General features: G+C 72.5%; 24 protein-coding genes and 1 pseudogene. 13 read left to right on the top strand and 12 right to left on the bottom strand.

Annotation, left to right across the window (positions count from 1 at the left end; all coding sequences use genetic code 11):
* Nucleotides 1–11 precede the first annotated feature (11 nt).
* The 3 genes and pseudogenes from F9C41_RS41740 to F9C41_RS01355 all read right to left on the bottom strand — a co-directional run bounded on the left by F9C41_RS41740 (nucleotide 12) and on the right by F9C41_RS01355 (nucleotide 3,547).
* The gene (locus F9C41_RS41740; RefSeq protein WP_269058889.1) at nucleotides 12–950 is read right to left on the bottom strand and encodes a glycoside hydrolase family 3 C-terminal domain-containing protein; all 939 of its coding nucleotides are present in this window, start codon (nucleotides 948–950) and stop codon (nucleotides 12–14) included.
* A gap of 109 nt (nucleotides 951–1,059) precedes the next feature.
* A pseudogene (locus tag F9C41_RS01350) lies at nucleotides 1,060–2,244 on the bottom strand (glycoside hydrolase family 3 N-terminal domain-containing protein); the annotation flags it as partial.
* 34 nt (nucleotides 2,245–2,278) lie between these two features.
* Complete coding sequence (locus F9C41_RS01355) at nucleotides 2,279–3,547, bottom strand: MFS transporter (RefSeq protein ID WP_155384727.1); 1,269 nt, start codon at nucleotides 3,545–3,547, stop codon at nucleotides 2,279–2,281.
* A gap of 112 nt (nucleotides 3,548–3,659) precedes the next feature.
* Between F9C41_RS01355 and F9C41_RS01360 the strand changes: the two genes are divergently transcribed.
* From F9C41_RS01360 to F9C41_RS01380, 5 genes are all read left to right on the top strand, one after another.
* On the top strand, nucleotides 3,660–4,289 hold the full coding sequence (locus tag F9C41_RS01360) for a TetR/AcrR family transcriptional regulator (protein WP_155384728.1): 630 nt from the start codon (nucleotides 3,660–3,662) through the stop codon (nucleotides 4,287–4,289).
* Between the two features lie 70 nt (nucleotides 4,290–4,359).
* Complete coding sequence (locus F9C41_RS01365) at nucleotides 4,360–5,199, top strand: alpha/beta fold hydrolase (protein WP_155384729.1); 840 nt, start codon at nucleotides 4,360–4,362, stop codon at nucleotides 5,197–5,199.
* A 56-nt stretch (nucleotides 5,200–5,255) separates the two neighbouring features.
* The gene (locus F9C41_RS01370) at nucleotides 5,256–6,878 is read left to right on the top strand and encodes a serine/threonine-protein kinase (protein WP_155384730.1); all 1,623 of its coding nucleotides are present in this window, start codon (nucleotides 5,256–5,258) and stop codon (nucleotides 6,876–6,878) included.
* A 130-nt stretch (nucleotides 6,879–7,008) separates the two neighbouring features.
* Nucleotides 7,009–7,362, top strand: a complete 354-nt coding sequence (locus F9C41_RS01375; RefSeq protein ID WP_155384731.1) for a UBP-type zinc finger domain-containing protein — start codon at nucleotides 7,009–7,011, stop codon at nucleotides 7,360–7,362.
* A 128-nt stretch (nucleotides 7,363–7,490) separates the two neighbouring features.
* On the top strand, nucleotides 7,491–7,901 hold the full coding sequence (locus F9C41_RS01380) for a tautomerase family protein (RefSeq protein ID WP_230689308.1): 411 nt from the start codon (nucleotides 7,491–7,493) through the stop codon (nucleotides 7,899–7,901).
* A gap of 5 nt (nucleotides 7,902–7,906) precedes the next feature.
* Here F9C41_RS01380 and F9C41_RS01385 read toward each other — a convergent pair whose 3' ends face one another.
* The 7 genes from F9C41_RS01385 to F9C41_RS01415 all read right to left on the bottom strand — a co-directional run bounded on the left by F9C41_RS01385 (nucleotide 7,907) and on the right by F9C41_RS01415 (nucleotide 15,155).
* The gene (locus tag F9C41_RS01385; protein ID WP_155384733.1) at nucleotides 7,907–8,971 is read right to left on the bottom strand and encodes an LLM class flavin-dependent oxidoreductase; all 1,065 of its coding nucleotides are present in this window, start codon (nucleotides 8,969–8,971) and stop codon (nucleotides 7,907–7,909) included.
* Nucleotides 8,968–10,017 carry an aldo/keto reductase gene (locus F9C41_RS01390; protein ID WP_155384734.1) on the bottom strand — a complete coding sequence of 350 codons (1,050 nt, stop codon included), beginning with the start codon at nucleotides 10,015–10,017 and terminating at the stop codon, nucleotides 8,968–8,970. The genes F9C41_RS01385 and F9C41_RS01390 overlap by 4 nt, the downstream gene beginning before the upstream one ends.
* 22 nt (nucleotides 10,018–10,039) lie before the next feature.
* Entirely contained in the window at nucleotides 10,040–11,374 is a 1,335-nt protein-coding gene (locus F9C41_RS01395) for an LLM class flavin-dependent oxidoreductase (protein WP_155384735.1), read from the bottom strand.
* Entirely contained in the window at nucleotides 11,371–12,108 is a 738-nt protein-coding gene (locus F9C41_RS01400; RefSeq protein WP_155384736.1) for an ABC transporter ATP-binding protein, read from the bottom strand. The genes F9C41_RS01395 and F9C41_RS01400 overlap by 4 nt, the downstream gene beginning before the upstream one ends.
* Complete coding sequence (locus F9C41_RS01405; RefSeq protein ID WP_155384737.1) at nucleotides 12,084–12,923, bottom strand: ABC transporter permease; 840 nt, start codon at nucleotides 12,921–12,923, stop codon at nucleotides 12,084–12,086. Before F9C41_RS01405 ends, F9C41_RS01400 begins: the two co-directional genes overlap by 25 nt.
* A complete protein-coding gene (locus F9C41_RS01410) occupies nucleotides 12,920–13,981 on the bottom strand; it encodes an ABC transporter substrate-binding protein (protein ID WP_230689194.1) in 1,062 nt (353 codons plus the stop codon). The genes F9C41_RS01405 and F9C41_RS01410 overlap by 4 nt, the downstream gene beginning before the upstream one ends.
* A 424-nt stretch (nucleotides 13,982–14,405) precedes the next feature.
* Nucleotides 14,406–15,155, bottom strand: a complete 750-nt coding sequence (locus tag F9C41_RS01415; protein WP_155384738.1) for a DUF4118 domain-containing protein — start codon at nucleotides 15,153–15,155, stop codon at nucleotides 14,406–14,408.
* Between the two features lie 216 nt (nucleotides 15,156–15,371).
* On the opposite strand from F9C41_RS01415, the gene F9C41_RS01420 reads away from it, so the two are divergent.
* The 6 genes from F9C41_RS01420 to F9C41_RS01445 all read left to right on the top strand — a co-directional run bounded on the left by F9C41_RS01420 (nucleotide 15,372) and on the right by F9C41_RS01445 (nucleotide 20,443).
* Nucleotides 15,372–16,313 (top strand): RNA polymerase sigma-70 factor, encoded by a 942-nt coding sequence (locus F9C41_RS01420; protein ID WP_155384739.1) that lies wholly within the window; start codon nucleotides 15,372–15,374, stop codon nucleotides 16,311–16,313.
* Between the two features lie 147 nt (nucleotides 16,314–16,460).
* Entirely contained in the window at nucleotides 16,461–17,216 is a 756-nt protein-coding gene (locus F9C41_RS01425) for an SDR family oxidoreductase (protein WP_155384740.1), read from the top strand.
* Nucleotides 17,217–17,347: 131 nt separating this feature from the next.
* Nucleotides 17,348–17,605 carry a hypothetical protein gene (locus F9C41_RS01430; RefSeq protein ID WP_155384741.1) on the top strand — a complete coding sequence of 86 codons (258 nt, stop codon included), beginning with the start codon at nucleotides 17,348–17,350 and terminating at the stop codon, nucleotides 17,603–17,605.
* A gap of 59 nt (nucleotides 17,606–17,664) precedes the next feature.
* Nucleotides 17,665–19,056, top strand: coding sequence for a peroxidase family protein (locus tag F9C41_RS01435; protein ID WP_230689195.1), 1,392 nt, complete (start codon nucleotides 17,665–17,667; stop codon nucleotides 19,054–19,056).
* A 72-nt stretch (nucleotides 19,057–19,128) separates the two neighbouring features.
* Nucleotides 19,129–19,542, top strand: a complete 414-nt coding sequence (locus tag F9C41_RS01440; protein WP_155384743.1) for a cupin domain-containing protein — start codon at nucleotides 19,129–19,131, stop codon at nucleotides 19,540–19,542.
* An 82-nt stretch (nucleotides 19,543–19,624) separates the two neighbouring features.
* Nucleotides 19,625–20,443 carry a hypothetical protein gene (locus F9C41_RS01445; protein ID WP_230689196.1) on the top strand — a complete coding sequence of 273 codons (819 nt, stop codon included), beginning with the start codon at nucleotides 19,625–19,627 and terminating at the stop codon, nucleotides 20,441–20,443.
* 19 nt (nucleotides 20,444–20,462) lie between these two features.
* Here the strand turns inward: F9C41_RS01445 and F9C41_RS01450 are convergent, their stop codons facing one another.
* On the bottom strand, nucleotides 20,463–21,164 hold the full coding sequence (locus F9C41_RS01450) for a DUF899 family protein (RefSeq protein ID WP_155384744.1): 702 nt from the start codon (nucleotides 21,162–21,164) through the stop codon (nucleotides 20,463–20,465).
* Nucleotides 21,165–21,300: 136 nt separating this feature from the next.
* Here F9C41_RS01450 and F9C41_RS01455 point away from each other — a divergent pair, with 136 nt between their 5' ends.
* Entirely contained in the window at nucleotides 21,301–22,221 is a 921-nt protein-coding gene (locus F9C41_RS01455; protein ID WP_155384745.1) for an RNA polymerase subunit sigma-70, read from the top strand.
* 13 nt (nucleotides 22,222–22,234) lie between these two features.
* On the opposite strand, the gene F9C41_RS01460 is transcribed toward F9C41_RS01455, so the two are convergent.
* The gene (locus tag F9C41_RS01460; protein WP_230689197.1) at nucleotides 22,235–23,635 is read right to left on the bottom strand and encodes a BTAD domain-containing putative transcriptional regulator; all 1,401 of its coding nucleotides are present in this window, start codon (nucleotides 23,633–23,635) and stop codon (nucleotides 22,235–22,237) included.
* A 130-nt stretch (nucleotides 23,636–23,765) separates the two neighbouring features.
* Here F9C41_RS01460 and F9C41_RS01465 point away from each other — a divergent pair, with 130 nt between their 5' ends.
* Nucleotides 23,766–24,296, top strand: a complete 531-nt coding sequence (locus F9C41_RS01465) for a hypothetical protein (protein ID WP_155384746.1) — start codon at nucleotides 23,766–23,768, stop codon at nucleotides 24,294–24,296.
* The last annotated feature ends 62 nt before the right edge of the window (nucleotides 24,297–24,358 follow it).

Consider the following 24,358-nt stretch of genomic DNA (forward strand, 5'->3'; position numbering starts at 1 on the left):
ACGTACGTCGGTCAGGAGTTGGCCGCCGCGACCAACTGCGCGACCGCCTCGGCGGTGAACGGGCTGCCCGGGAACGCCGACATCCGGATCAGCGGCACCCCGCTCAGGAACGTGAAGATCTGCGGGTCGGCGGCCATCCCGGCGAGTCCGCCACCGCCCTGGGCGGCCGCCGCGGCGAACGCCTGCCCGAGCACCTGGCCGCCCTTCGGGTCGGCCAGCCACTCGCCGAGCGTCGACTCGGCCGTCAGCGGCACCCGGGTGTCGTCGCCGGGCACGGCCACGGTGACCGTGGTGCGCAGGTCACGCGACGACGCGCCGACCGACAGCAGGTAGTCGCCGCCTTCCACGGCCCAGCGGCGCAGGCGCGGGTCCCAGTAGGCGAGGTCGTCACGGGCGATCCGGACCACCACGTCGGCGGTGTGCCCGGCCGCGATGGCGACGTTGGCGAAGCCCTTCAGCTCGCGCGGGGCACGGCGCACGGCGGAACCCGGCAGGCTCGCGTATACCTGCACGACCTCGCGCCCGTCCCGTGAGCCGGTGTTCGTCACCGGCACCCGCACCTCGATGACGCCGTCGGCGGCCGTCGCGGTGGCGTCGCCGTACGCGAAGGTGGTGTAGGACAGGCCGAAGCCGAACGGGTAGGCGACCTCCTGCTCGCGGGCGTCGAAGCCGCGGTAGCCGACGTGGATGCCCTCGCCGTAGCGCACGTGGCTCGCCTCGCCCGGGAAGTCCAGGTGGGACGGGTGATGCGCCAGCTTCAGCGGGATCGTCTCGGTGAGCCGGCCGGACGGGTTGACGATGCCGAAGAGCACGTCGGCGACTGCGCCGCCACCCGCCTGGCCGAGCAGCCAGCCCTCGACGAGCGCCGGGACCGCCCGGTCCCACGGCGTGGTGAGCACGACCGCGCCGTGCGACAGCACCACGACGGTGCACGGGTTGGCGGCGAGCACCCGCTCGACGAGCGCGAGCTGCGCGGCGGGCAGGTCCAGGCTCTCCCGGGTCGGCGCCCTCGGTCTCCTGGGCGGTGCCGATGAACACCACGGCGACGTCGGCGGTCCGGGCGGTCTCCACGGCCTCGGCGGCCAACTGCTCGTCCGCGGTGCCGTCGGGGGCGTAGCCGGCGGCGAACCGCACCGGCCCGCCGGCCAGCGCGGTGATCTCGGTCAGCGCGTCGTCGAGCCGCGTCGGGTTCATCTGCGAGCTGCCGCCGCCCTGGAAGCGCGGGGTGCGGGCGTGCTCGCCGATGACGGCGATCGTGACGTCGTGGCGGGGCAGTGGCAGCAGGTCGCCGTCGTTCTTGAGCAGCACGATGCCGCGTCCGGCGGCCTCGCGGGCCAGCGCGTGGTGGGCGTCGGCGTCGTAGGTCGCGGCCGGGTCCAGGGCTGCGACCGATCGTTCGACCAGGGCGCGCACCCGCGTGGCGGAGGTCTCCAGCGCGGCGGGGTCGAGCGTGCCGTCGGCGACGGCACGTACCAGCGCGTCGTCACCGGCGTCGTCGGGGCCGGGCATGGTCAGGTCGAGACCGGCGCGTACGGCGGCGACGCGGTCCACGACCGCGCCCCAGTCGGACACGACCAGGCCCACGAAGCCCCACTCGTCGCGCAGCACCTGCGTGAGCAGCCAGTGGTCCTGCGAGGCGTGCACCCCGTTGATGCGGTTGTACGAGCACATGACGGTCCACGGCTGGGCCTGCTGCACGACCCGCTGGAACGCGCGCAGGTACATCTCGCGCAGGGTGCGCTCGTCGACGTCGGCGCTGACCCGCATGCGGTCGGTCTCCTGGCTGTTGACCGCGAAGTGCTTGAGCGACGCGCCGACGCCCCGGCTCTGCAGGCCGCGCACCCACTCGGTGGCCAGCACCCCGGTCAGCAGCGGGTCCTCGGCGTAGTACTCGAAGTTGCGGCCGCCCAGCGGGCTGCGCTTGAGGTTGATGCCGGGGCCGAGCAGCACCGAAACGCCCATGGCTTGGGCCTCCTCGCCGAGCGCCTCGCCGACACGGCGGACCAGGTCGGGGTCCCAGCTGGAGCCCAGTGCCACGGCGGGCGGGAAGCAGGTGGCGGGCTCGCTGTCGAGCAGACCGCCGTGGTCGGCTCCGGTGACTTGCTTGCGTACGCCGTGCGGACCGTCGGTCATCATGATCTGCGGCAGGTCCGCAACGGCGGTGGTGTGCCAGAAGCCGCCGCCACTGGTGAGCGCCGCCTGTTGGGCGGTGGTGAGCGGGGGTGATCCTGCGTCGGTGGTCATGTGGTTCCTTCCAGGGTGGACGTGGCGGCGGGGGTCAGCGAACGGACTTGATCGGCACGACGGCGAGGCCGCCGAGCAGCACCAGTGCGATGCCGACCGGGAACAGGGGGGCGTAGCCGGCGGCGGCGACGATCGCGCCCGCCGCGGCCGGGGCGAGCACCTGGGGGAGCGTGGCGGCGATGTTGACGACGCCGATGTCCTTGCCGAAGTCCTGCTCGGCGGGCAGCACCTCGGTGATCAGTGCGGTGTCTACGGCCTGGAAGACGCCGAAGCCGAGGCCGGACAGCAGCGCGAAGGCGAGCATGCCGGGCTTGGTGGGCCAGATCCACGGCAGCAGCAGCGCGGTCGCGAGCATGGCCGCGGAGGCGTACACGAAGATCCGGCGGCGGCCGAGCCGGTCGGACAGCGGTCCGGACACGACCGTGGCCAGGACGGTGCCGCCGAGCGAGGCCACCCCGACCACCGGCACGTAGTCGATCGCCGCCTCGCCGAGTCCGACCCGGTCCTGCAGGATGTAGAGCTGGTAGTTGACCACGATGAAGTAGCCGAGGTAGAGCAGCAGCCGGCCGAGGAACGCCCAGCCGAGGTCGGGGTGGCGGCGCGGGTCGAACCAGTAGCTGTCGACGATCGCGCGCAGCGAGAACGGCCGCCGGGGCGTGGCGCGGTTGTCCTGGTCCGGGTTGAAGACCACGAACAGGGTCAGCGCCACCAGCGCCAGGCCGGCGAAGGTGAGGTACCCGGCGGGCAGGTCGTCGGCGAACCGGGTGGCGACGACCTGGCCGCCGAGCGCGCCGAGCATGAGGCCGGTGCCGGTCACCGCGGAGAAGACACCCCGGCTGGCCGGCGGCACCCGGTCGGGCATGACCGCGGCCAGCGGGCCCTGCGCGAAGTTGTACGCGATCTGGGTGATGGTCCAGGCGATGGTGATCTGTACGAGGGTGTTCGCCGAGGCCAGGCCGAGCAGCGCCAGGCCGCCGGTGAGCGTGCCGCCGACGATCCACGGCCCGCGCCGCCCGAAGCGCGAGCGGGTGCGGTCGGAGATCGCGCCGGCCAGCGGCTGCGCCAGCATCGCGGCGAGCGCGCCGATGGTGGCGACGACGGCGAGGTTGGCCGCCTTCGCGTCCTCGTCGATCGCGGCGACCTGCAGCGGCAGCAGGATGCCCGGGATCGCGCCCCACAGCAGGTACATGCCGATGTTGGCGGGGAACGTCCAGACCAGGAGCCGGCGCAGCGGCCCGGTCAGGGCGGGTCTGACCGGTGCGGTCTCCGTCAGGACGGGTGGGGCGGGTGACTTCGTCGTCATCGGGGCCTCTTCCGAGAGCCTTACCTAGTACCTAGTAGGTAGTAACTGGGCTGTAACATAGGGCCTGCGCCGCGCCGCGGCAAGAGGCTCTTCAGCGAGAGGTGGCGGGACCATGACCATGCCGGCCTACCGGCGGGACCGCGCCCGCCTGCCCGCGGCGGAGCGCCGCCGCCAGATCATGGAGGCGACCGCCGAGCTGATCGCCGAGCGCGGCTTCTGGGGCCTGTCGATGCAGGACGTCGCCGACCGCTGTGGGCTGACCGTCCCCGGGCTGCTGCACCACGTCGGCTCCAAGGACGGCCTGCTCGTCGCCGTGCTCGAGCATCGCGACGCCGAGGATGCCCGTTCGCTGGCCGCGCTGCTCGGCGTCGACGACCTCGCCGCCCCGTGGGCCGGCGGCGCGCTGCCGTCGGGCGTGGGCCTGCGGCAGATGTGCGCCGCGCTCGTGCGCCGCAACGCGGGGCAGCCCGAGATCGTACGGCTGTTCGCCGTCCTGGAAGCCGAGTCGCTCGCGCCCAGCCATCCCGCACACGACTACTTCGCCGCCCGCCAGGAGCACATCCTGGGCGTCTTCGCGGCGCTCGCCAAGGACGCCACCGACCAGCCGCACGCGCTGGCCCGCCAGCTGGTGGCCATGATGGACGGCCTGCAGATCCAGTGGCTGCGCGCCCCGCAGACCAACGACCTGGTCCAGGACTGGGCGGACGCCGCGAACGTGCTCTTCGCCGATCTGGACGCCTGACTCCCGCACTCCACAAGGGACCCGCCGCGCGCCCACCGCCACCGTCGGACCTGCGCGTTAGGTTGGACGGATGGAACTGGTCCACGTGCACGGAGCCGACCTCGGCGTCGAGACGTTCGGCGACCCCGGCCAACCTGCACTGCTGCTGATCGCCGGGGCGAACAGCTCGATGGACGGCTGGGATCCGGCCTTCTGCGCGGCGCTGGCGGCTGGACGTCGCTTCGTCATCCGCTACGACCACCGCGACACCGGAGCCTCGACGACCTGGCCGGCGGGCAAGCCCGGCTACCCGGCGCAGGCGCTGCAGGACGACGCGATAGCCCTGCTCGACGCACTCGGGGTCGGGCAGGCACACCTGGTCGGGGTCTCGATGGGCGGCGCTATCGCGCAGTTGCTCGCGCTCGACCGCTCGGACCGGGTCGCGTCGCTGACCCTGGTCGCCACCACCAGCGGCCCGGCCGAGGATCTGCCGCCGATGGCGGACGAGCTGCGCGTTTACTTCGGCGACATCACCCCGCCCGACTGGTCCGACCGGACCGCGGTCATCGAGCACCTGATGGGCTTCCAGCACGCGCTGGTGCCCGGCCCGATCGACGAACCGGCCGCCCGGGCGATGTTCGCCCGCATGGTCGACCGGGGCAGCGACACCGAGGCCAACCTCAACAACCACAACCACCTCGACCAGGGCAGGGAGGGATGGCGCTCGCGATTGGGCAGCCTACGCGTGCCGACCCTGGTGATCCACGGCGAGCGGGATCCGCTGTTCCCGCCAGGCCACGGGCAGGCGCTGGCCCGCGAGATCCCGGGCGCCACCAAGCTGATCCTGCCCGACATGGGCCACGAGGCCCCGCCCCCGGCCACCTGGGACGTGGTCGTGCCGGCGATCCTGCAGCTGACCTCGGGCGGCTGAGCGCAGCAAACCCGGTGACGGCGATTGCGACGGGGCCTCTCGGGTAGAGGCGGGTTATGAGTACCACCGCTGCCCCCGGTCCATGGCGACCGGACACCCTGCTCGAGGACCGTTACCTGCTGACAGGTCCCATCGGCAGCGGCGGCACCGCCACCGTGTGGCGCGCCCGCGACGAACGTCTCGGACGCATGGTCGCGGTGAAACTGCTCGACCCGCGACTGCTCGGCGACGAGCTGTCCGTACAACGCCTGCAGGACGAGGCCCATGCCCTGGCCCGGCTGCGCCACCGCCACATCGCCGAGGTGTACGACTGCGGCGCCGTTCGCCAAGGCAGCCACATCACGGCGGCATACCTGGTGATGGAGCTGCTCGACGGTGAATCCGTCAGCCAGGCCCTCGCCCGGCAGACGACCCTGCCCTGGCCGCAGGCAGTGACCGTCGCCGCCCAGACGGCCGAGGCGCTCGCCGCCGCCCATGCGCGCGGCATCGTCCACCGCGACATCACCTCCGCCAACGTCCTGCTCGCCGCCGACGGAGTGAAACTCATCGACTTCGGCATCTGCGCACCGACCGGCAGCGACGAGCGAGACCCCGACGGCAACCTCATCGGCACACCGGCCTACTTCGCACCCGAGCGCGTCGACGGGCAGCCGGTGCAGCCCTCTGCCGACGTGTTCGCGGTAGGCGTGCTGCTGTACCGCATGCTCACCGGATTCCTGCCCTGGCAGGCCGACACCCCCATCGGCCTGCTGACCGCACCGCGCCTACGGCCGCCCCAGCCGCTGCCCGAGATTCCGGGCCTGCCCGACGCCGTCGCCGCAGCGGTCATGGCCTGCCTGCACCACGACCCCGCCGCCCGGCCCACCGCCGCGCAGCTCACCGCACTCCTGACCGCCGAAACCGACGGCGCCGCCCCGCCGCCGGTGCGGCCCAACGCCGTCGCGACGTCGAGCACGCTCACGCACCTGCTGCCCTGGCAGCCGACGGTGGCACCACCGGTCGCACCACCCGCCCGTCGACGGCGGGCGCTCGTCACCGCGACGCTCATCGCGGTCGCCCTGGCGGCCGCCGGTGCGCTGTGGGCTGCCACGGCAGACAGCGGATCGGAACCGGCCGCCGCCGGCCCTACGACCGCCGCCACGGGGCCGGGCTGCGCGGCCGTGTTCCGGCTCCGCAGCGATGCCGGCAGCCGGTTCACCGCCACGATCACCATCGCCAACTCCTCCTCTGTCGTCCGCGACCCGGCCCGGACCTCCTTCGACCTGCCCGGCACGCAGCGGATCGACGCAGGGAACGGATGGAAGCTGGCCGGCGGCACCGTCACCGCCACCGGTCGGCGCACGCTGGCCTCCGGCGCCAAGCTGGACCTGCCGGTCGCGGGCACCCACCGGGGTGACAGGCCACTGCCCACCGCCGTCCGCCTCGACGGGCAACCCTGCACCGTCACCCTGGTCGACGTCAGCGGCGCCCCGATCGCCCCGCCGGGCCACAGCGCCGGACCGACCCAGCTCCCGGCCTCGGCCGGACCGGGCGGCGGCACGCCGCAGGTCCCCGACCCCACCCCGGCCGGTCCGTCGCCCTCGGCCGGCGACGATCCCACGTCGGAGCCGAGCCCCCCGCCACCGCCACCGTCATCGACGGCACAACCGGGCGACGGCGGCGGTGAGGCGGGCGACTGAACGCGGCTGCGGCGCCGGCAGCCCGCTCCGGATCATCGCCTGGTGGCCACTCTGGCTGCGGCGACCTGGCGATCCTGTCATCCTGAAGGTGCGGTGGTCGCCCATGCCGCCGTGGTGGGTAGGTCAGCGCATGCAATACGACGAGTCAGTCATCGACCTGAGCGTGCCGCCCAGTGGCCCGGGGTGCGTGGACTGCGATCAGGCAGGCGGCTGGTGGCTGCACCTGCGCCGCTGTGCCGCCTGCGGCCACATCGGGTGCTGCGACAACTCCCCGGCCCAGCATGCGACGGCGCACGCCAAGGCGACCGGGCACGCCGTCATCCGCAGCTTCGAACCGGGCGAGGACTGGTTTTGGGACTACCGGAGCGAGTCGTTCATGAAGGGACCCGCGCTCGCGCCGCCCTCCCACCACCCGCTCGACCAGCCCGTGCCAGGGCCGCGCGGCCGGGTGCCGAAGGACTGGCAGTCCAAGCTCAACCCGTGACCTCGCCGATCTGCAGCGAGGTGGCTTGCACACCGGCGGCCGTCGACGGCAGGCGTTCGCCCGAACTGGCACCATGAGACTCGTCATAGAGCGTTCGCGTTGAACACCCCCAGGAGTCTCCCGTGCCCATGATCCAGCTCACCGCCCCCGCTGGCGCGTTGACGCCCGCCGGCCGTGACAGCATCCAGAAGACCCTGGCCGCGGTGCTGCTGCGCTGGGAGGGCGCGCCCGACAACGCCCTGTTCCGCAGCCTGGCCTGGACCTACTTGCACGAGCTGCCCGCCGGGGCGCAGACCACCGCCGAGGACGACGCGCCCCGGTTCCGGGTGGAGATCACCGTCCCGGTCGGCGCGCTGTCCGAGCGCCGCAAGGCGGGCCTGGTCGGCGAGATCACGACCGCCGTGCTCGACGCGGCCGGGCTGACCGACGCCGACGCCCAGCGCGTCTGGGTGCTCATCCACGAGCAGCCCGACGGAACCTGGGCCGCCGGCGGGAAGATCGTGCGCTACGCCGACCTGGTCGCGCTCGCCGCGCAGTAGGGACGTCAATCGCGCAGCAGCGGCAGCAGACGGTCACCCTGGCGTCTGATCTCCGGCAGGTACGGCGTGTCGGACAGCACGAAGTGGGTGACCCCGAGCTGCTGGTACTTGCGCAGCGCGCTCGCCACGTCCGCGGCCGAGCCGACCAGCCACGTCGTGCCCGCGCCGCCGCCGCCGAACCGGCCGGGAGCCGTGTACAGATTGTCGTCGAGCACGTCGCCGCGGGCGGCGAGGTCGAGCAGCCGCCGCTGGCCGACGGCCGCCCGCCATCTCGGGTCGCGGCCGACCGGGTCATGACCGTCGGCCATCTTCGCGACCTTGGCTTCGGCGTCGGCCCAGGCCTGCTCCGTGGTGTCGCGCACGAGGGTGGTGATGCGCAGCCCGAACTCCAGCGGGGCGTGCTCGCGCTCCAGCTTCTGCTCGAGCAGCCGGAGCCGCTCGATCCGCTCCCGGACGCCGTCGAGCGGCTCGCCCCAGAACAGCTGCACGTCGGCGTCGGTGGCGGCGACCTGTTCGGCGGCCTCGGACGCGCCCCCGAAGTACAGGCGGGGGTGCCTGCGGTCGCCACGGACGACCGTGCGGGGCACCACGGTGGCATCGGTGACGCCGAAGTGCTCGCCGTGGTACGTCACGTTCTCCTCGGTCCACAGCCGGCGCACGATCCGCAGGAACTCCCTGGTGCGGTCGTAGCGGTGCGCCTGGTCGCCTGCGGTGTCGCCGTACGCGGCCAGGTTGTCCTTGCCCGACACGATGTTGACCAGGACGCGCCCGCCGGTGAGATGGTCCAGGGTCGCGGCGGCGGAGGCGAAGTGGGCCGGCCGCCAGTAGCCGGGCCGGATCGCGATCAGCGGCTGGAACGTGGTGGTCTGCGTGGCCAGGGCGGTGGCGACGGTGAAGGTGTCCGGCCGTCCCCAGCCGGTCCCGAGCAGCGCGCCGCCCCAGCCGTGTTCCTCGAGCGCCTTCGCGTGGCCGACCAGGGTCTGCAGGCTGTTGTGGCCGGCGACGACGTCGTCGCCGCGGTGGCCGGGCGTGGCCTGGTTGGGGATGTACCAGAGGAACTCCGCGCTCATCGGAGCTCCTTCGCGACACCGCTGCGGCGGCGCGCCGGGTCGGTCAGCGATGGCGGCTGGTAGCCGGCGTCGGCGGGGTTGAGGGTGGTGCCCGGCGGCACGATCGCGTCGATGCGGTCCAGCACCTCGGGGGAGAGCGTCACCTTGGCCGCGCCCAGCTGCGATTCCAGGTGGGCCAGGGTGCGCGGCCCGATGATCGCCGAGGTGACGGCCGGGTGCTGCAGGACGAACGCGATCGCCAGGTGGATCAGTGACAGCCCGGCCTCGTCGGCGAGCGCGGTCAACTCGGCGACGGCGGCCAGCTTGGTCGCGTTGGCGGGCAGGGCGGGGTCGAACCGCGCCGGGAACCGGTCGGCGCGGCGGGAGACCGGAGCGTCGAGCCCGGCCTGGTGGCGACCGGACAGCCAGCCGCCGGCGAGGGGGCTCCACGGGATCACCGCCAGGCCGTGCCGCTGGGCCACCGGCAGCACCTCCCGTTCGATCCCACGAGCCAGGATCGAGTACGGCGGCTGCTCGCTGACCACCCGTTCCCGGCCCCGCCGCTGCGCGATCCACTGGCCTTCCACGATCGCGGACGGCTCGAACGTGGAGGTGCCGATGTAGCGGATCTTGCCCTGGCGCACCAGGTCGGACAGCGCGCCCAGGGTCTCGTCGAAGTCGGTGTCCGGCTCCGGCCGGTGCACCTGGTACAGGTCGATCCAGTCGGTGCCCAGCCGGCGCAGGCTGTCCTCCACCGCCCGGTGGATCCAGCGGCGGGAGTTGCCCCGGTGGTGGGGATGGTCTCCGACCTGGCCGTGGAACTTGGTGGCGAGGAAGACGTCGTCGCGCCGCCCACCGGCCAGCGCCTTGCCCACGATCTGCTCGGATTCGCCGTGGGAGTAGACGTCGGCGGTGTCGACGGCGTTGATGCCCTCGTCGAGGGCCCGGTGGATGATCCGGATGCCGTCCTCGTGGTCCGGGTTTCCGCGCTGTCCGAAGTTCATCGCGCCGAGCGTCAGCGAACTGATCTGCACGCCGGTGCGTCCGAAGGGCCGGTAGTCGACCATGGCGGGTGTCCTCTCTGGTGGGTCAGCGGGCCGCGGCGGGCTGCCGCGTGAACCGGTTGGCCGGGCGTGGCAGCCCGTAGTGATCGCGCAGGGTGGTGCCGGTGTACTCGGTGCGGAACAGGCCCCGGCGCTGCAGGATCGGCACGACGTGGTCGACGAACGCCGCCAGCCCGGACGGCAGCACCGGCGGCATGATGTTGAACCCGTCGGCCGCGCCGCTGCGATACCACTCCTCGATGGCGTCGGCGACCTGCTCCGGCGTGCCGGCGAAGGTGCGGTGCCCGCGACCGCCGCCGAGGCGGCCGATGAGCTGCCGTACGGTCAGCCGCTCCCGCCGGGCCAGGGTCACGATCAGGGTGTACCGGCTCTTGGCGCCCTCGATCTCGTCCTCGTCGGGCAGGTCGGCGGGCAGCTCCCGGTCCAGGTCGAGGTCCTCGGGGGCGACCCGCAGGGTGGTGGCCAGCTGCCGCCGCGCGTACTCGGGCCGGATCAGGCGGTCCAGCTCGGCCTCCAGCGCGTGGGCCTCGGCCTCGGTGGAGCCGATCGCCGGCACTATCCCCGGCAGGATCTTGATCGTGTCCGGGTCGCGTCCGGCCTGGGCGGTGCGCCGCTTGAGGTCGCGGTAGAACGCCTGCGCCTCGGCGAGCGTCTGCTGGGCGGTGAAGACCGCCTCGGCGTAGCGGGCGGCCAGCTCCTTGCCGTCCTCCGACGAGCCCGCCTGCACCAGCAGCGGGTGGCCCTGCGGCGAGCGGGGCACGTTGAGCGGGCCGGCGACCCGGAAGTGCCGTCCGGCGTGCGCTGCCGGGTAGAGCAGGGTGTCGTCGCCCCAGCGCCCGCCGTCCTTGTCGCCCAGCGGCGCGGCGTCGTCCCAGCTGTCCCACAGTTTCAGGGATACGTCGACGAACTCGGCGGCCCGCTCGTACCGGTCGCGGTGGGAGGGCAGGTCGTCGAGGTTGAAGTTGCGGGCCGCGTCCACCCCGGCGGTGGTGACGATGTTCCAGCCGGCCCGCCCGCCGCTGATGTGATCCAGCGAGGCGAACCGGCGGGCCAGGTTGAACGGCTCGTTGTAGGTGGTCGACGCGGTCGCGATCAGCCCGATGTGCCGGGTCGCCCCGGCCAGCGCGGTGAGCAGCACGGTCGGTTCGAGGGTGCCCGACGGCCGCCGGCCGATGCTGTTCCACAGCACCGGGCTGTCGGCGAGGAACAGCGAGTCGAGTTTGCCGCGCTCGGCGATGCGGGCCAGGTGCTTGAAGTGCTCGACGTCGGTCTGCGCGAACGGGTCGCTCTCCGGCAGCCGCCAGGCGGCCTCGTGGTGGCCGACGCCCATCAGGAACGCGTTGAGGTGCAGCATGGTCATCCTTCCGTCCGGTCGACGCCGAGCGAGCGCAGCAGCGATTCCCGGTACGCCAGGAACTGCGGCTGCCGGTGGGAGCGGGGCGCGGGCAGGTCGATGGCGGTGTCGACGGTGATCCGGCCCTGGTCGATCACCAGGACCCGGTCGGCGAGCGTGACGGCCTCGTCGACGTCGTGCGTGACGAGCAGGACCGCGGGCCGGTGCCGGGCGCACAGCTCGCGCAGCAGGTCGTGCATGCGCAGCCGGGTCAGCGCGTCCAGCGCGCCGAACGGCTCGTCGGCCAGCAGCAGCTCCGGTTCGGACACCAGCGCCCGGGCCAGCGCCACCCGCTGCTGCTCGCCGCCGGACAGCTGGTGCGGCCAGGCCTGCTCCCGACCGGCCAGCCCGACCTCGGCCAGGGCCGCGCGGCCGCGCCGGGGCGCGTCCGGCCCGGGCAGGCCGAGCACCACGTTGTCCAGGACGCGCTGCCAGGGCAGCAGCCGGGCGTCCTGGAAGACGACCGAGGACTGCACCGGCACGTCGATCAGTCCGGTGCCCGCCACGTCGCGGTCCAGGCCGGCCAGCGCGCGCAGCAGGGTGCTCTTGCCCGAGCCGCTGCGGCCCAGCAGGGCGACGAACTCGCCCGCGCCGATCTCCAGATCGAGGCCGTCCAGGACGGTGCGCGCGCCGAAGCCGCGCCGCAGCCCCCTGACCCGCACCGTGCGGGTGCCGGTCAGTCCGCCAGCGTGCGTCGCCATGACAGCGCCTTTCGCTGCGCGAGCCGCACGGCCCCGTCGGACAGAAGCCCGAGCAGGCCGTACAGCACGAGTCCGACGATGATGATGTCGGTCTGGCCGTACTGGCGGGCCAGGTCCATCATGTAGCCGATGCCGCTGGTCGAGTTGATCTGTTCGACGACCACCAGCGACAGCCACGCCCCGACGACGGCGAAGCGCATGCCGAGCAGGAAGCCGGGCAGCGCGCCGGGCAGCACGATGCGGCGCAGGAACACCGCCGGCCGCAGGCGCAGCGATTCGCCCAGTTCGACGTATCGGCTGTCGATGCTGCGCAGCCCGTTGTGGGTGTGGATGTAGACGGGCACGAACACGCCGAGCACGATCGTGGTGATCTTCATCTGCTCGCCGATGCCGAGCCAGAGGACGAGCAGGGGGATCAATGCCACGCCGGGGATCGCCCGTTTGATCTGGACCGGGCCGTCGAGGATCGCCTCGCCCCACCGGCTCAGGCCGGAGACCAGCGCGAGCACGGTGCCGATGACGGTCCCGATGGCCAGCCCGAGGCCGGCCCGCTGGGCCGAGACGGCCAGGTTGTCCTGCAGGCGGCCGTCGGCGATGAGCTCGCCCGCGGTGGTCACGACGGTCCAGGGGGCCGACAGGGTCCGGGAGTCGAGCCAGCCCGCGGCCGAGCCGACCGCCCACAGCGCCAGGAGCAGCGCCGGACCGAGGACCGCCCCGAACGGGATGGCACGTCCGGGCCCGAGCCGGCGTCGCGGCCTCGGGGCCGGCACCGTCGCCGCGGGCGTACGCGGCCGGGTGAGCACGGAGGCGGTCACCGCGCACCCCCGGCGGCCAGAGCGTCGGCGGCGACCGTCTCATACCGCCGGTCGTACAGGTCCTCGGCCTTGAGCGGCTTGTTGCCGGTCTCCTTGGCCAGCAGGTCGATGGTCTCCTGGTGCCGGGCGATCGCCTCGGTCCAGGTGGGCGGGATGTCGGCGACACCCGCGTTGGCGACGATCCACCGCCCGTCCTCGGTGGTCAGGCCCTGGTCCTTGACGTAGTACCGCTCGATCCACTCGTCGGGGTTGGCTTCGCGCCACCGCCAGGCCCGCGCCCACACCTGCACGTACTCCCGGATCGCGGCGGCCTTCGCCGGGTCGGCCAGCACGGTGATCGGTGCGTACAGGTGGCCGGGGTCGTCGCGCAGCCCGTGCGCGATGGTCGTGGCACCGTCCTTGCCGTACTTGGTCTCGTAGCGTTTGACCTGCACACCCCCGATCGGGGCGACGTCGACCTGGCGGCTGGCGAGCGCGTTGGCGTAGACGTCGCCGGTGCTGGGCAGCTCCACCAGCTCGACGTCCTTCTTGGTCAGCCCGGCTTTGTGCAGCACTCGCAGCACCAGCGCGCCCTGCGCCTGCCCCGGGCTGTACGCGACCTTCCGGCCGCGGAGGTCGGCGAGGGTGGCGACCGAGGTCCCGGGTGCGATGCCGAGCCGGTAGATGGCGTGGTTGAGCGGGTCCTGGCGGAACTTCGAGGCCACGATCTTCGTGGGGATGCCGGTCCAGTGCGAGTGGATCGGGGGGATGTCGGCGACCGAGCCGATGTCCAGCGCCCGGGCCCGGAACGCCTCCAGGGTCTGCGGGCCGCCGCTGAGGTTGGCCCACTCCACCTCGAACGTCAGGTCCTTCGCCGCGCCGGAGAACTCGATCGCCTTCTGGTGCTCCTTGTCGCCGACGACGAGCCTGGTGCCGTTCGGCACGGCTGCGGGCAGCGCGGCGGTGAGGGCCAGTGCCTCGGCCGGCGTCTCGTCCTGGGCGCACGCGGTCAGGCTCAGCGCGACCGCGCCGAGGGTGGCGGACAGGAACGCCCTGCGGTCCATGGGTGGCGGATTCACGGTGACTCCTTCGTGGACGCACGCAGGGCGGCGTCGGGGTGCGTCGGGGTGAGGGGTGCGGTGACGAGGGGCATGGGGGTTCCTCCCGGGCGAGTCGACGAGTGGACGTCGGCCAGGCATGGGTGGGCGCGGCGCGGCATGGCGCGGCCGTGGCTCGGTCAGAGAAGCGGACACCGGTCTGTCGACCGGCTTCGTCGCGTCGGGAAACGGGGCGGCGTGCTCAGCAGCAGCCGCGCGCGGTGGTCCAGCAGCGGCAGCATCCCCGCGACACCGCGACTGCGGTGGCGTCGAGCGGGGTCTGCCGGCTTGTCATGGCACAGACGTTATCCCACATCTCCTATCTGCGAAATAGGAGTTCCATTTATTGAGATTAATGAATTATTGCGGTATTGGGTCGGCGCGACGGGCCGTCAGCCAGTCCGGTTCATTCGCGGCCCTTGACGATGCCCGGGTTGTCGAGGGTGGCACTGACCTGGTCGGCGAGAGTGACCGCGACGAGCCTGGCCTGCAGCGGCGGCGCCGGGCCGGGCCCCGGTCGCATGAGGAACCGGCCGTAGTAGGCGCCGTTGTGGAACGTGCGCAGCTCGATGTCCTGGTCGGGCAGGCCCAGCCGGTCGACGTCCCACTGCCCGTGCGGCCCGACGATGCTGCCGTCGGGCTCCAGGCGTGGCGGACGGCCGATCAGCGTGCCGTGTTCGAACCGGCAATCCCGCAGGTTCAGCAGCTCGATGAGCTGCCCTTTCACGTGTTCGATCACCTCGCGGGGCGACGCGGCGGTCTGCGCCAGCTTCGCGGTGTCGTGGATGCGGTTCAGGTAGCCGGCGTCGGTGATCGTGATGACCTGTAGCCGGCGCGCGTATGCCGCCAGTTGCGACACCGCCAGCCCGACGGCGAGCAGCAACACGGTGGTGACGAGATCGGCCCGCTTCGTGATGGCGAACGTCTGGTAGGGCAGAGTGAAGAAGAAGTCGAACCAGACCGCTGCCGACAGTGCCGCCAGTGCGCCGGCGAGGCGGTGCCCGTTGGCGGCCACCGCGACGATCACGACGACGAGGATCAGGGCGACATTGGTGTTGGAGACGCTGTCCCGCGCCGGCACCAGAGCCAGCGCCACCACGAACGGGGCCACGAGCGCGGCCACGACGGCGATGCGATCCCTTCCCCAGCGAGGCATGTCCTCCACTCCATCCGGTCCCCGCCTGTCCCTGGCTTGGAGCAGGCCGCCGCCGACAGCTGGATCAACCAGGTCAGTGATGTCAGACGACTTCGGTTCCGCCCTCCGATTCTCGCAAGGAAAGCATCCGCTGCCGGTCGATGCTCGAAATGGCCCGTACCCTCCGGTCGTCCCGAAGGGCGGCGCCGGCCGCGAGAAGATCGCTAGCATGATGTTGTGCCGCGTCTGGACGACCCGTCGGCGGCCGCGCTCGAAGAGGCGGCGGCGGAATTCGCGAGCCTGCGGCCCCGGCTGTTCGGGATCGCGTACCGGATGCTCGGCAGCGCGGCCGAGGCCGAGGACATCGTGCAGGAGGCATGGCTGCGGTGGCAGAACTACGACCGTGACACCGTGCGCGATCCGCCGGCGTTCCTCGCCACGACGACGACACGGCTCGCGATCAACGCGCTCCGATCCGCTCGTGCGCGCCGCGAGACATATGTCGGGCCGTGGTTGCCCGAACCGGTTGATACCAGTGCAGACCCGGCGTTGGGTGCAGAAACCGGCGAGGCGCTCGAATTCGCGATCCTGGTGCTGATGGAGAAGCTGTCGCCGACCGAACGCGCCGCGTATGTGCTCCGCGAGGCCTTCCACTACCCGTATGAGCAGATCGCCGGCATCGTGCAGGCGACCGAGGACAACGCCCGTCAGCTGGTCAGCCGCGCTCGCAAGCGCGTCGCGACCCAGGGCCGCGAAACCGTGCGCCCCACCGAGCAGCGGCGGATGCTGACGGCCTTCCTGAACGCCGCCCGGAAGGGCGACCTCTCCGCGCTGGAGGAGGTCCTCGCGGCGGACGTCGTCAGCTACTCCGACGGCGGCGGAGCGGTCCGCGCCGCGAAGATCCCCGTGTCCGGCCGGACCACGGTGGCGAAGTTCGTCGCGGCGTTCGCGCCGACCTTCTGGACCGGCGCCGAACTCACCTGGATCGAGGCCAACGGCCGGCCGGCGGTGCTGGCCTCACGCGACGGCGCCCCCTTCGTACTGGTCACGATCAGCGCCGACAGTGCCGGCGTCGAGCAGGTCATGTGGGTGATGAACCCCGCCAAACTCGCCCGGATCTCCACGGCGCGGCCCACCCCGGCCGAGCCGACGCGGCAAAACCCCGCGCAGAACACGTGAGCAAGGCGGATTGACGGGCAGCTGCGACACCGCACGACACCTCGACGTCGAGGAATCTCGCGCCGGACTGTCACAGACCGGCGGGCTGCCCTGTCTTAGCTGGTGGAGGGACGGTGCGAGCCGCCCCTCGCGCACAGGAGGTCAGTCATGAAGATCGTGGTGATCGGCGGCACCGGTCTGATCGGGTCGAAGCTCGTGGCGGGGCTCGGGGAACAGGGCCACGAAGCGGTGGCGGCGTCGCCGAACACAGGGGTCAACACTCTCACCGGCGAGGGGCTCGCCGACGCCCTGTCCGGCGCGAGCGTCGTGGTCGACGTGTCGAACTCGCCCTCCTTCGAGGCGGACGCGGTGATGGAGTTCTTCGAGACGTCGACCCGCAACCTGCTCGCCGCGGAGGCTGCGGCGGGTGTCGGTCACCACGTGGCGCTGTCGGTGGTGGGCACCGACCGGCTGCAGCAGAGCGGCTACTTCCGGGCCAAGAGCGCCCAGGAGAAGCTGATCGAAAGCTCGACGGTCCCGTATTCGATCGTGCACGCGACGCAGTTCTTCGAGTTCGTACGCAGCATGGCCGACGCGGCGACCGACGGCAGCACGGTCCGCTTCGCGCCGGTGCTCTTCCAGCCCATCGCGGGCGACGACGTCGCCGGTGCCGTCGGCCGGGTCGCCGTGGGCACGCCGCTGAACGGGATGGTCGAGGTCGGCGGACCGGAGCAGGTGCGGATGGACGAGTTCTTCCGCGACGCCCTGGCCGAACGTGGCGACCCGCGGGAAGTGGTGGCCGACCCGAACGCCGACTACTTCGGCGCCGAGCTGGGTGAGCGGACCCTCGTGGCGAGCCCCGGCGCGACCATCGGCGAGACCCGTTACCGCGACTGGCCGGGCCGGACCGCGCCCGCGAAGTGACCCGGCCGCACCACGGCCCCATGGCCTGACCTGACGAACGCCTCGCCCGTCGGCACGTGCAAACGGGTGAGGCCGAACCACCTGGCCGTCGTCCGGACCGGCCGACGATCACGCACTCACGGAGGACATAGATGAGCACCCCGACCGGCGAGAACGCCTTTCTGCACGATCTCGCCGACGAAGTCAAGGCCGAGCTGACCGTGGCCGAGTCCAGCCCGTCCGAGGAGGAGGCGGCCGAAGTGCCCATGGACGAGTGGATGTTCGATCCGGCGTACACCCAGAGCGAGGAGGTCGGCCTCCGCAACCTGCTCGGCGCCGTGGCGGCGCTGGAGGACGACGCCCGACCCGACGACACCGGCCGCGCGCCGGGGCGTCCGAGGTCGGCATGACGGCGCGACATCTGCTCAACCCGTCCGAACCGGGCCCCACCCGGGCATACGCTCGGCAGGTGAGCAGCGCTCCCGCACACCCGCACGGCAGCCGGGTGGCCGCCCGCGACCACTGCCTAAGCATGGCCCGTGCGGTCGACCGGCCCACCGGGGCAGCGCGCTACGGCCGCATGTTCCCGGGCCTCGCCCCGCTGGGCACCGACCCGGAGCTGCTGGTGCGGGCGGGCGTCGACGGCGGGGTCTGCGACGCCACCGCGGTTCTGGACCGGCTCGGTCCCGGCCGCGACGACGCCGCCGACGCCGCTGGATGGCCCTTCTTCGGCCAGCTCGTCGCCCACGACATCACCGCCGACCGTTCACCCATCATGGGCGGCGTCGATCCGGAGGCGCTGCGCAACGCCCGCGCCCCCAAGCTCAACCTGGAGATGCTCTACTCCGACGGCCCGGTCGGCTCGCCGTATCTGTACGACCTGCACGACGCGGCCAAGTTCCTGCTCGGGCCGGACGGCGGCGACGTGCAGCGCAACGCCCAGGGTGTCGCGCTGATCGGCGACCCCCGTAACGACTCGCACCTGTTCGCGCTGTCGCTGCACATCGCGTTGCTGCGCGCGCACAACCGCATCGTCGACCTGCTCCGCGCGGCCGACGTGCCCGAGTCCGACGTGTTCGACAAGGCGCGCATCACGCTCACCTGGCACTACCAGTGGATCGTCGTGCACGACTTCCTGCCGCGCCTGGTCGGAGCCGACCTGGTCGAGCAGGTGCTGGCCGAGGGCGGCCGGTGGTTCGCGCCGCCGACGGGGCAGGCGTACATCCCGCTGGAGTTCGCCGACGCCGCGTTCCGCTACGGGCACGGCCAGATCCGGCACACCTACCGGCTCGTCGACGGCGGCCCCGCGGTGCCGCTCTTTCCCGACCTGGTCGGGTTCGGCCCGCTGCCCGCCGACCGCCGCCTGGACCTCGCGCAGGTCTTCGACCTGCCCGGCCACCCACCGGCGCAGCGGGCCAAGCGCCTCGACGGGCGGCTCGCCGCCAGCCTCATCGGCCTGCCTGAGCAGGTCACCGGCGCGGTCGACACCGCCGCCTACCGTTCCCTGGCGGTCCGTGACCTGCTACGCGGCGACACCACGGCGCTGCCCAGCGGCGAGGCGGTCGCCCGGCTGCTGGGCGTGGACCCGCTGACCGCCGACGAGCTGGAGCAGAGCTGGCCGCAGGGCACCCCGCTGTGGTTCTACATCCTCAAGGAGGCCGAGCACCGCGGCGGCGGCGACCGGCTCGGCCCGGTCGGCGGCCGCATCGTCGCGGAGGTCCTCATCGGTCTGCAGCGCGCCGATGCGGTGAGCTACCTGAGCCTGGAACCGGACTGGCAGCCGAACCTGCCTGCGGCCGGGCCGGACTTCGGCATGGCCGACCTGCTCACCCTCGGCATCGACGGCGTCCCGACGGCGTGACTGCGTCTCGGCCCGGTCGGGCGAGCCACGCGAGCGGAAGAAATCCACCACGATCTGTTTCGGAGGCGTCCCATGGCAGACAGCGACCCGCAGGAGCTGCGATCGACGGCGTTCACCATGCTTCAGGAGGTGGTTCCGCCATTCATCCCGGCAGGCGCGCACGCGATGACCATCGTCGTCGAATATCCGCCGGGAAGTCCCGGCACGCCGCCACACCGGCATTCCGGCCCGGCATTCGGTTACGTGCTGGCGGGCGAGATGGTGTTCGAGCTGGAAGGAGAGCCCCAGCGGGTGGTACGCGCCGGCGAGGTGTTCTGGGAACCGGGCGGTGACGTCATCCACTACCAGGACGGCAACAACCGCGACGACACGGCGGTGCGGTTCACCGTCACCATGCTGTGCGAACCGGGCAAGCCGATGCTCGTCCTGGTGGACGAGGAGGAACTGGCCCAGCGCAGGGACCGGCGTGCCCCCAGGCCGTCGTGAGCCGTGTGGAGGCGCACCGGCCGCCGCGCTGCCGGAGCGCCCGCCGACCGCTGCGCGATGGGCCGCGGCCCAGGTCGCGGCGGTGGCGGACAGCCCACGGCAGCGCATCGCGCTGCTGGCCCGCACCTACCGCGGGCCCTACGGCCGAGCTCCGCGGCACCTGCCGTTCCGGCGGGCCGCGATGTCGTTCATGCGCTGGCAGGCCGACCGCGGGGTGCTCGACCCGCTGACCGCGCGGCCGCCCGGCAGCCGCTGGTGGCGCGCCGTGAACGACCGGCTGCTGCGCGACGGCTGCGAGGCGATGGCCCGCTCGGGCGGCATGCCGGGGCAGCCGTCGTCGCCGGCCGTCGGCTTGTGGACCGCCTTCGTCGATCGGCCGACGGCCCGCAACTGGTACCGGGCCCACAACGCCAGCATCGTCTGCGGATACCTGGGCAACCGGGATCTCGCCGAGCGGGAGTCGATGCCGGAGCGGTTCTTCCTCAACGTCGTGCTGCTCCGGGTGTTGTACGCGCACGCGCTGGTCGCCGCACCCAAGCTGGCCCTGGGCAGGCTGGCCGTGCTGGGCCGATTCCTCGGGGACCCGCGGCTGGGCATGACCGGGGTGTTCCTGTCGCTCGGCCGCGTCCTGCCCGGCCGCTACCCGCCCGCGGCGGACCTGCAGGCCTACCTCGCCCACGAACACCGCCTGGGGCGGCTGCTCGATTACGGTGTGATCCAGCCACGGCTGCAACTGCTGTACGACTGGTCGGCCGGGGAGCTGGACCTGCCGGGGCTCGGCGACCTCGTCCGCGACGGCAACCCCACTTACGCCTGGTCGTACGCCGACCGGCACGTCTGGGCGCCGCCCGGCGGATCGCTGCCACGCACTCTGGGACGTGTCACCGCTCCCCGGCCATGACGGAGCCGCGACCGTGGTATCAGGCCCGGGGCAGGCGGCTCCACTGTGCCGTCGGGCGGCCGTCGAGCCGCCACGGGTGACCGCTGGCGCGCGGCCAGCCGGCAGGGGAGTCCTCCCAGCTCTCCTGGCGGCCGTACGCCGTCAGGTCCAGGGCGTGATAGCTGGTCATGAGCGCCTCGACGCCCCGCCCGGTCGTCCAGTAGGTCTCGTAGACCTGGTCGCCGTCGCGCAGATAGCAGGCGATGAACCCGAAGTCGCGGCCGTCGGCCAGGGCCGGATCGGCGTCGCGGGCCGAATACCAGGGGAACGGATAACCCATGAACTGCGCGAACGCGGCGCTGTCGGGGTAGGGGCCCTGGCAGAACACGGCGTAGGTGACGTCCCGGGCGTGCAGGTAGTCCAGCAGCTGCACGTGGCAGGTCGAGAACGTGCAGCCTTCGCACTGCCCCTCGAACGACGCGCCGTCGTGCCACATGTGGAAGTACGCGATGAGCATGCGGCGTCCCTCGAACACGTCCACCAGCGGAGTCCGACCGCTGGGGCCATGCACGGCGACCGGCGGCACGGGGGTCATCGGCAGGCGGCGGCGGGCAGCGGCGATGGCATCTCCTTCGCGCGTGTGGGCCTTCTCCCGGGCCAGGAGTTCGTCGCGGGCACGCAGCCAGGTCTGCCGGTCGACGACCGGCGGGCTCGCGGCGCCGGACACTGGATGTGTCGTCATGGTGGCGTCCTCTCAAGGATCGGATCGGTCACTGTTCAGACGAGCGAGGGCGGCAGCCGTCATCGGTCACCGATGAAGATTGGCCTTCTCGATCGTCAGTACAGTCATGGCGACGACCGAACTCCGGGAGAACCGCATGCCCGACGTACCCGGGGAGTCGGCGGTCCGGCTGCAGCACGCTTTCGGCGAGCACCGCCGCGACCTGCATCTGCACTGCTACCACCTGGTGGGCAACGTCCCCGATGCCGACGACCTGGTGCAGGAGACCTTCCTGCGCGCCTGGCGGGCACGCGACCGCTTCGAGGGGCGGGCGTCGGTGCGCACCTGGCTGTACCGGATCGCGACGAACGTCTTCCTCGACAGCCGCAAAGCGGCCGCCAACCGGGCCGTGCCGTCCGGGGACCTGCTGGAATGGTCCACCGAGATCGGCCCCTATCCCGACGCCCTGCTGGCCGACGATCCGCAGATTGGTTTGCCCGCCCGCGAGACCGTCGAACTGGCCCTGATCGCGGCGCTCAGGTTCCTGCCCGGTCGGCAGCGGGTGGCCTTCGTGCTGCGCGACGTGCACGGCTGGACACCGCCGGAGGTCGCCACCGCGCTCGACACTCCGGTCACCACCGTCAACAGCCTCCTGCAGCGGGCCCGTCGCACGCTGCGCCACCACGCCCCGGCCGATCCGCGGGACTGGCGGCGTCCGCCCCTGACCCGCCAGGACGAGGAGATCCTGCGCCGGTACGCCGCAGCGAGCGACCCCCGGTCGCTGCGCGCCCTGCTCGCCGAGGACGTGCGGATCACCATGCCGCCCGAGCCGCCGGTCGTCGGCATCGACGCGGCCGTGGCGTTCCTCAGCCGCCCCCTCGACTGGCGCACCTTCCCCAGCTCGGCCAACGGGCGGCCGGCGCTGATCTGCTACCTGCGCGGGCCCGGCAGCCCGCGCTACGAGAGCCTGGTCGTCGACGTGCTCCGGATCGAGCACGGGAGGATCGCGGAGAGCAACGCCTTCGTCGGCGCGCACCACGTCGCCGCCTTCGGCATGCCCGCCACACTGGAGCCCTGAGCGCAGGTTCCGCTCAGGCGGCGCAGGTCACCAGGCTGCACCAGCGGCGCATGCTGGTCTCGTCCATGAACAGCCACCGGCAGTGGGACTCGGCGCAGGACCGCACGGTCAGCCGGCGCGGGTCGGCGAGCAGTTCGGCGGCGCTCCACGCGGCGGCGTGCAGCGGCAGGCGCAGTCCGGCGTCCAGGCCGGGCCGCCAGCGTCCGCCACCGGTCTCGTCCCGGGTGTACTCCAGCGTCTTGGCGGCCGCCTCGGCAGCCCTGGCGACCGCGTCGAACGCGGCGTGGTCGGCGTGCCCGTTGAGGCAGGCGTACACCTGCGCGCGAAGTGTCCGCGCCTGTTCCAGGGTCCGGTCGGCCTCGGCCGGGTCGCGGCCGGCGAGCGTGAGCAGGCGGCTGACCGTCGGGTCGTCGGCGAGCCCGATGTAGCCGGACCACACGGCGAAGGTGCTGTAGCCGCGAAGCCACTCGGCGCTGGGCGGGGCCGGCGACGGGAGGCCCCAGCCGGCGAAGGTGTTGCAGAAGTCGAGCGCGGGATGCCCGCCGACGGTCCAGGGCAGCATCTCCTCGCGGACCCGCACCTCGTACACCGCGCGGCGTGGCTGGTCGAGGCGCGCATCGTTGCGGAGGATGCGCCGGTGCAGTTCCTGCAGGTCGGGGCCGGGGTCGACGCCGAGCTCGGTGGCCAGGGCCTTGCGGGTGGCCTCGTACAACAGCAGGGCGTCGGCCTGGCGGGCGGCGCGGTAGTGGGCGGTCATCAGGATGCCGACGAGCCGTTCGCGCAGGGGGAACACTTCGGCGAGCTCAGCCAGGTCCTTGACGACGCGGGCGTGCCTGCCGAGGTCGAGGTGCGCTTCGGCGCGCGTTTCGACGGCCACCAACCGGGCCTCGTCGAGCTGCCCGTCGAGCCGGTGCCGCAGCGCTTCGTCGGCCACGTCGGCCAGTAGCGGCCCCCGCCACAGCCGCAACGCGCCGTCGAGCAGGGCCGCTCGCGCCGCGGGATCGGCGGCGTCCAGCCCCTGCTGCACGGTGCGGTGGAAGTCGGTGACGTCGACGCGGTGGTCGTCGGCCTCGACGAGGTATCCGTCCGCGCGCGTGGTGATGCGCACGCCGTACGGGCTCAGCGCCGCCCGCAGGCGGCCCACGTAGGTGTACACGGCGCCGCGCGCCGAGGCCGGAGCGCTGCCGTTCCACAGCAGGTTGATGAGGCGGTCGATGGTGACCAGGTGCCCGAGGTCGAGCAGCAGCAGGGCCAGCAGGCAGCGTTCCTGGCGGCGGCTGGCGATCTCCACGAGACGGCCGTCGTGGCAGGCCTCGAACGGGCCGAGCAGGCGGAACTCCATACCGGTAGGACGCTCGGCCCCACCCGAGTGGTTGACCTTGCCGCGTGTCGAGGAGGTGGTGAGGCGTGCCACGAAGCCGGCGTGTCGCCGCCGCCGGCTTGGGTGAGTCGTCCTATTAGTCCTTTTCCGATGGTCAGGCCGTGGTGAGTCGGCCGCGCCAGGCTGTCCCGGCACGTGACGAAGCAACAGGAAGGAAGCGTTCATGCGTCGAGCAGTCATCGCGGCCGCGGTCATGGTCACCGCGCTGCTGGCCGGGGCCGCGCCGGCCCAGGCCACCGAACTGGCCGGCGGAGCCGGTGCGCACGGCGGCTGGGTGCCGGCCCCGTCAACCGCCTTCGAGCAGCCTGCCGGGGCTCGCTGCGACTTCGCCATCCGCAGTGAGCCGATCCGGGACGAGGTGCGCAAGCTCGTCCTGGACACGTACGCCGACGGCAAGCCGAAGCGCGACCTGTACGCCGGTGACCTCATCGTCAAGTACACCAACCTGGAGACGGGGGCGTTCACGGAGGTCGACGCGAGCGGCACGGCGATGGTCGAGTACGGCACGGACGGGTCGATGACCTACTACGTGGTCGGCCCGGTGATCTTCGGGTTCCGGGCGGACGGCAGCACCCTGCCGCGCGGCATGTGGCTGATCGACGGCGTCTACAGCGTCGCGTTCACGCCCACGTTCCAGAAGACCCTCACGATGGTCCACGGCACGACGACCAACCTCTGCACGCTCGTGGACTGAGCGAAACGTGGCCGGGTGGCCCCGCGCACCCGGCCACGCGCCGCTCGACGCCCTCGCGCGCG

The organism is Catellatospora paridis, assembly GCF_009720365.1.
In the GTDB taxonomy this organism is placed as follows: domain Bacteria; phylum Actinomycetota; class Actinomycetes; order Mycobacteriales; family Micromonosporaceae; genus Catellatospora; species Catellatospora paridis.

Bases quoted from the DNA above. Each gene is read 5' to 3' on its own strand.
- F9C41_RS01390 (WP_155384734.1), bottom strand. From the start codon at position 10,017: ATGGTCGACTACCGGCCCTTCGGACGCACCGGCGTGCAGATCAGTTCG.
- F9C41_RS01360 (WP_155384728.1), top strand. From the start codon at position 3,660: ATGACCATGCCGGCCTACCGGCGGGACCGCGCCCGCCTGCCCGCGGCG.
- F9C41_RS01375 (WP_155384731.1), top strand. From the start codon at position 7,009: ATGCAATACGACGAGTCAGTCATCGACCTGAGCGTGCCGCCCAGTGGC.
- F9C41_RS01400 (WP_155384736.1), bottom strand. From the start codon at position 12,108: ATGGCGACGCACGCTGGCGGACTGACCGGCACCCGCACGGTGCGGGTC.
- F9C41_RS01355 (WP_155384727.1), bottom strand. From the start codon at position 3,547: ATGACGACGAAGTCACCCGCCCCACCCGTCCTGACGGAGACCGCACCG.
- F9C41_RS01440 (WP_155384743.1), top strand. From the start codon at position 19,129: ATGGCAGACAGCGACCCGCAGGAGCTGCGATCGACGGCGTTCACCATG.
- F9C41_RS01465 (WP_155384746.1), top strand. From the start codon at position 23,766: ATGCGTCGAGCAGTCATCGCGGCCGCGGTCATGGTCACCGCGCTGCTG.
- F9C41_RS01455 (WP_155384745.1), top strand. From the start codon at position 21,301: ATGCCCGACGTACCCGGGGAGTCGGCGGTCCGGCTGCAGCACGCTTTC.
- F9C41_RS01395 (WP_155384735.1), bottom strand. From the start codon at position 11,374: ATGACCATGCTGCACCTCAACGCGTTCCTGATGGGCGTCGGCCACCAC.
- F9C41_RS01425 (WP_155384740.1), top strand. From the start codon at position 16,461: ATGAAGATCGTGGTGATCGGCGGCACCGGTCTGATCGGGTCGAAGCTC.
- F9C41_RS01370 (WP_155384730.1), top strand. From the start codon at position 5,256: ATGAGTACCACCGCTGCCCCCGGTCCATGGCGACCGGACACCCTGCTC.
- F9C41_RS01415 (WP_155384738.1), bottom strand. From the start codon at position 15,155: ATGCCTCGCTGGGGAAGGGATCGCATCGCCGTCGTGGCCGCGCTCGTG.
- F9C41_RS01380 (WP_230689308.1), top strand. From the start codon at position 7,491: ATGATCCAGCTCACCGCCCCCGCTGGCGCGTTGACGCCCGCCGGCCGT.
- F9C41_RS01365 (WP_155384729.1), top strand. From the start codon at position 4,360: ATGGAACTGGTCCACGTGCACGGAGCCGACCTCGGCGTCGAGACGTTC.
- F9C41_RS01450 (WP_155384744.1), bottom strand. From the start codon at position 21,164: ATGACGACACATCCAGTGTCCGGCGCCGCGAGCCCGCCGGTCGTCGAC.
- F9C41_RS01430 (WP_155384741.1), top strand. From the start codon at position 17,348: ATGAGCACCCCGACCGGCGAGAACGCCTTTCTGCACGATCTCGCCGAC.
- F9C41_RS01385 (WP_155384733.1), bottom strand. From the start codon at position 8,971: ATGAGCGCGGAGTTCCTCTGGTACATCCCCAACCAGGCCACGCCCGGC.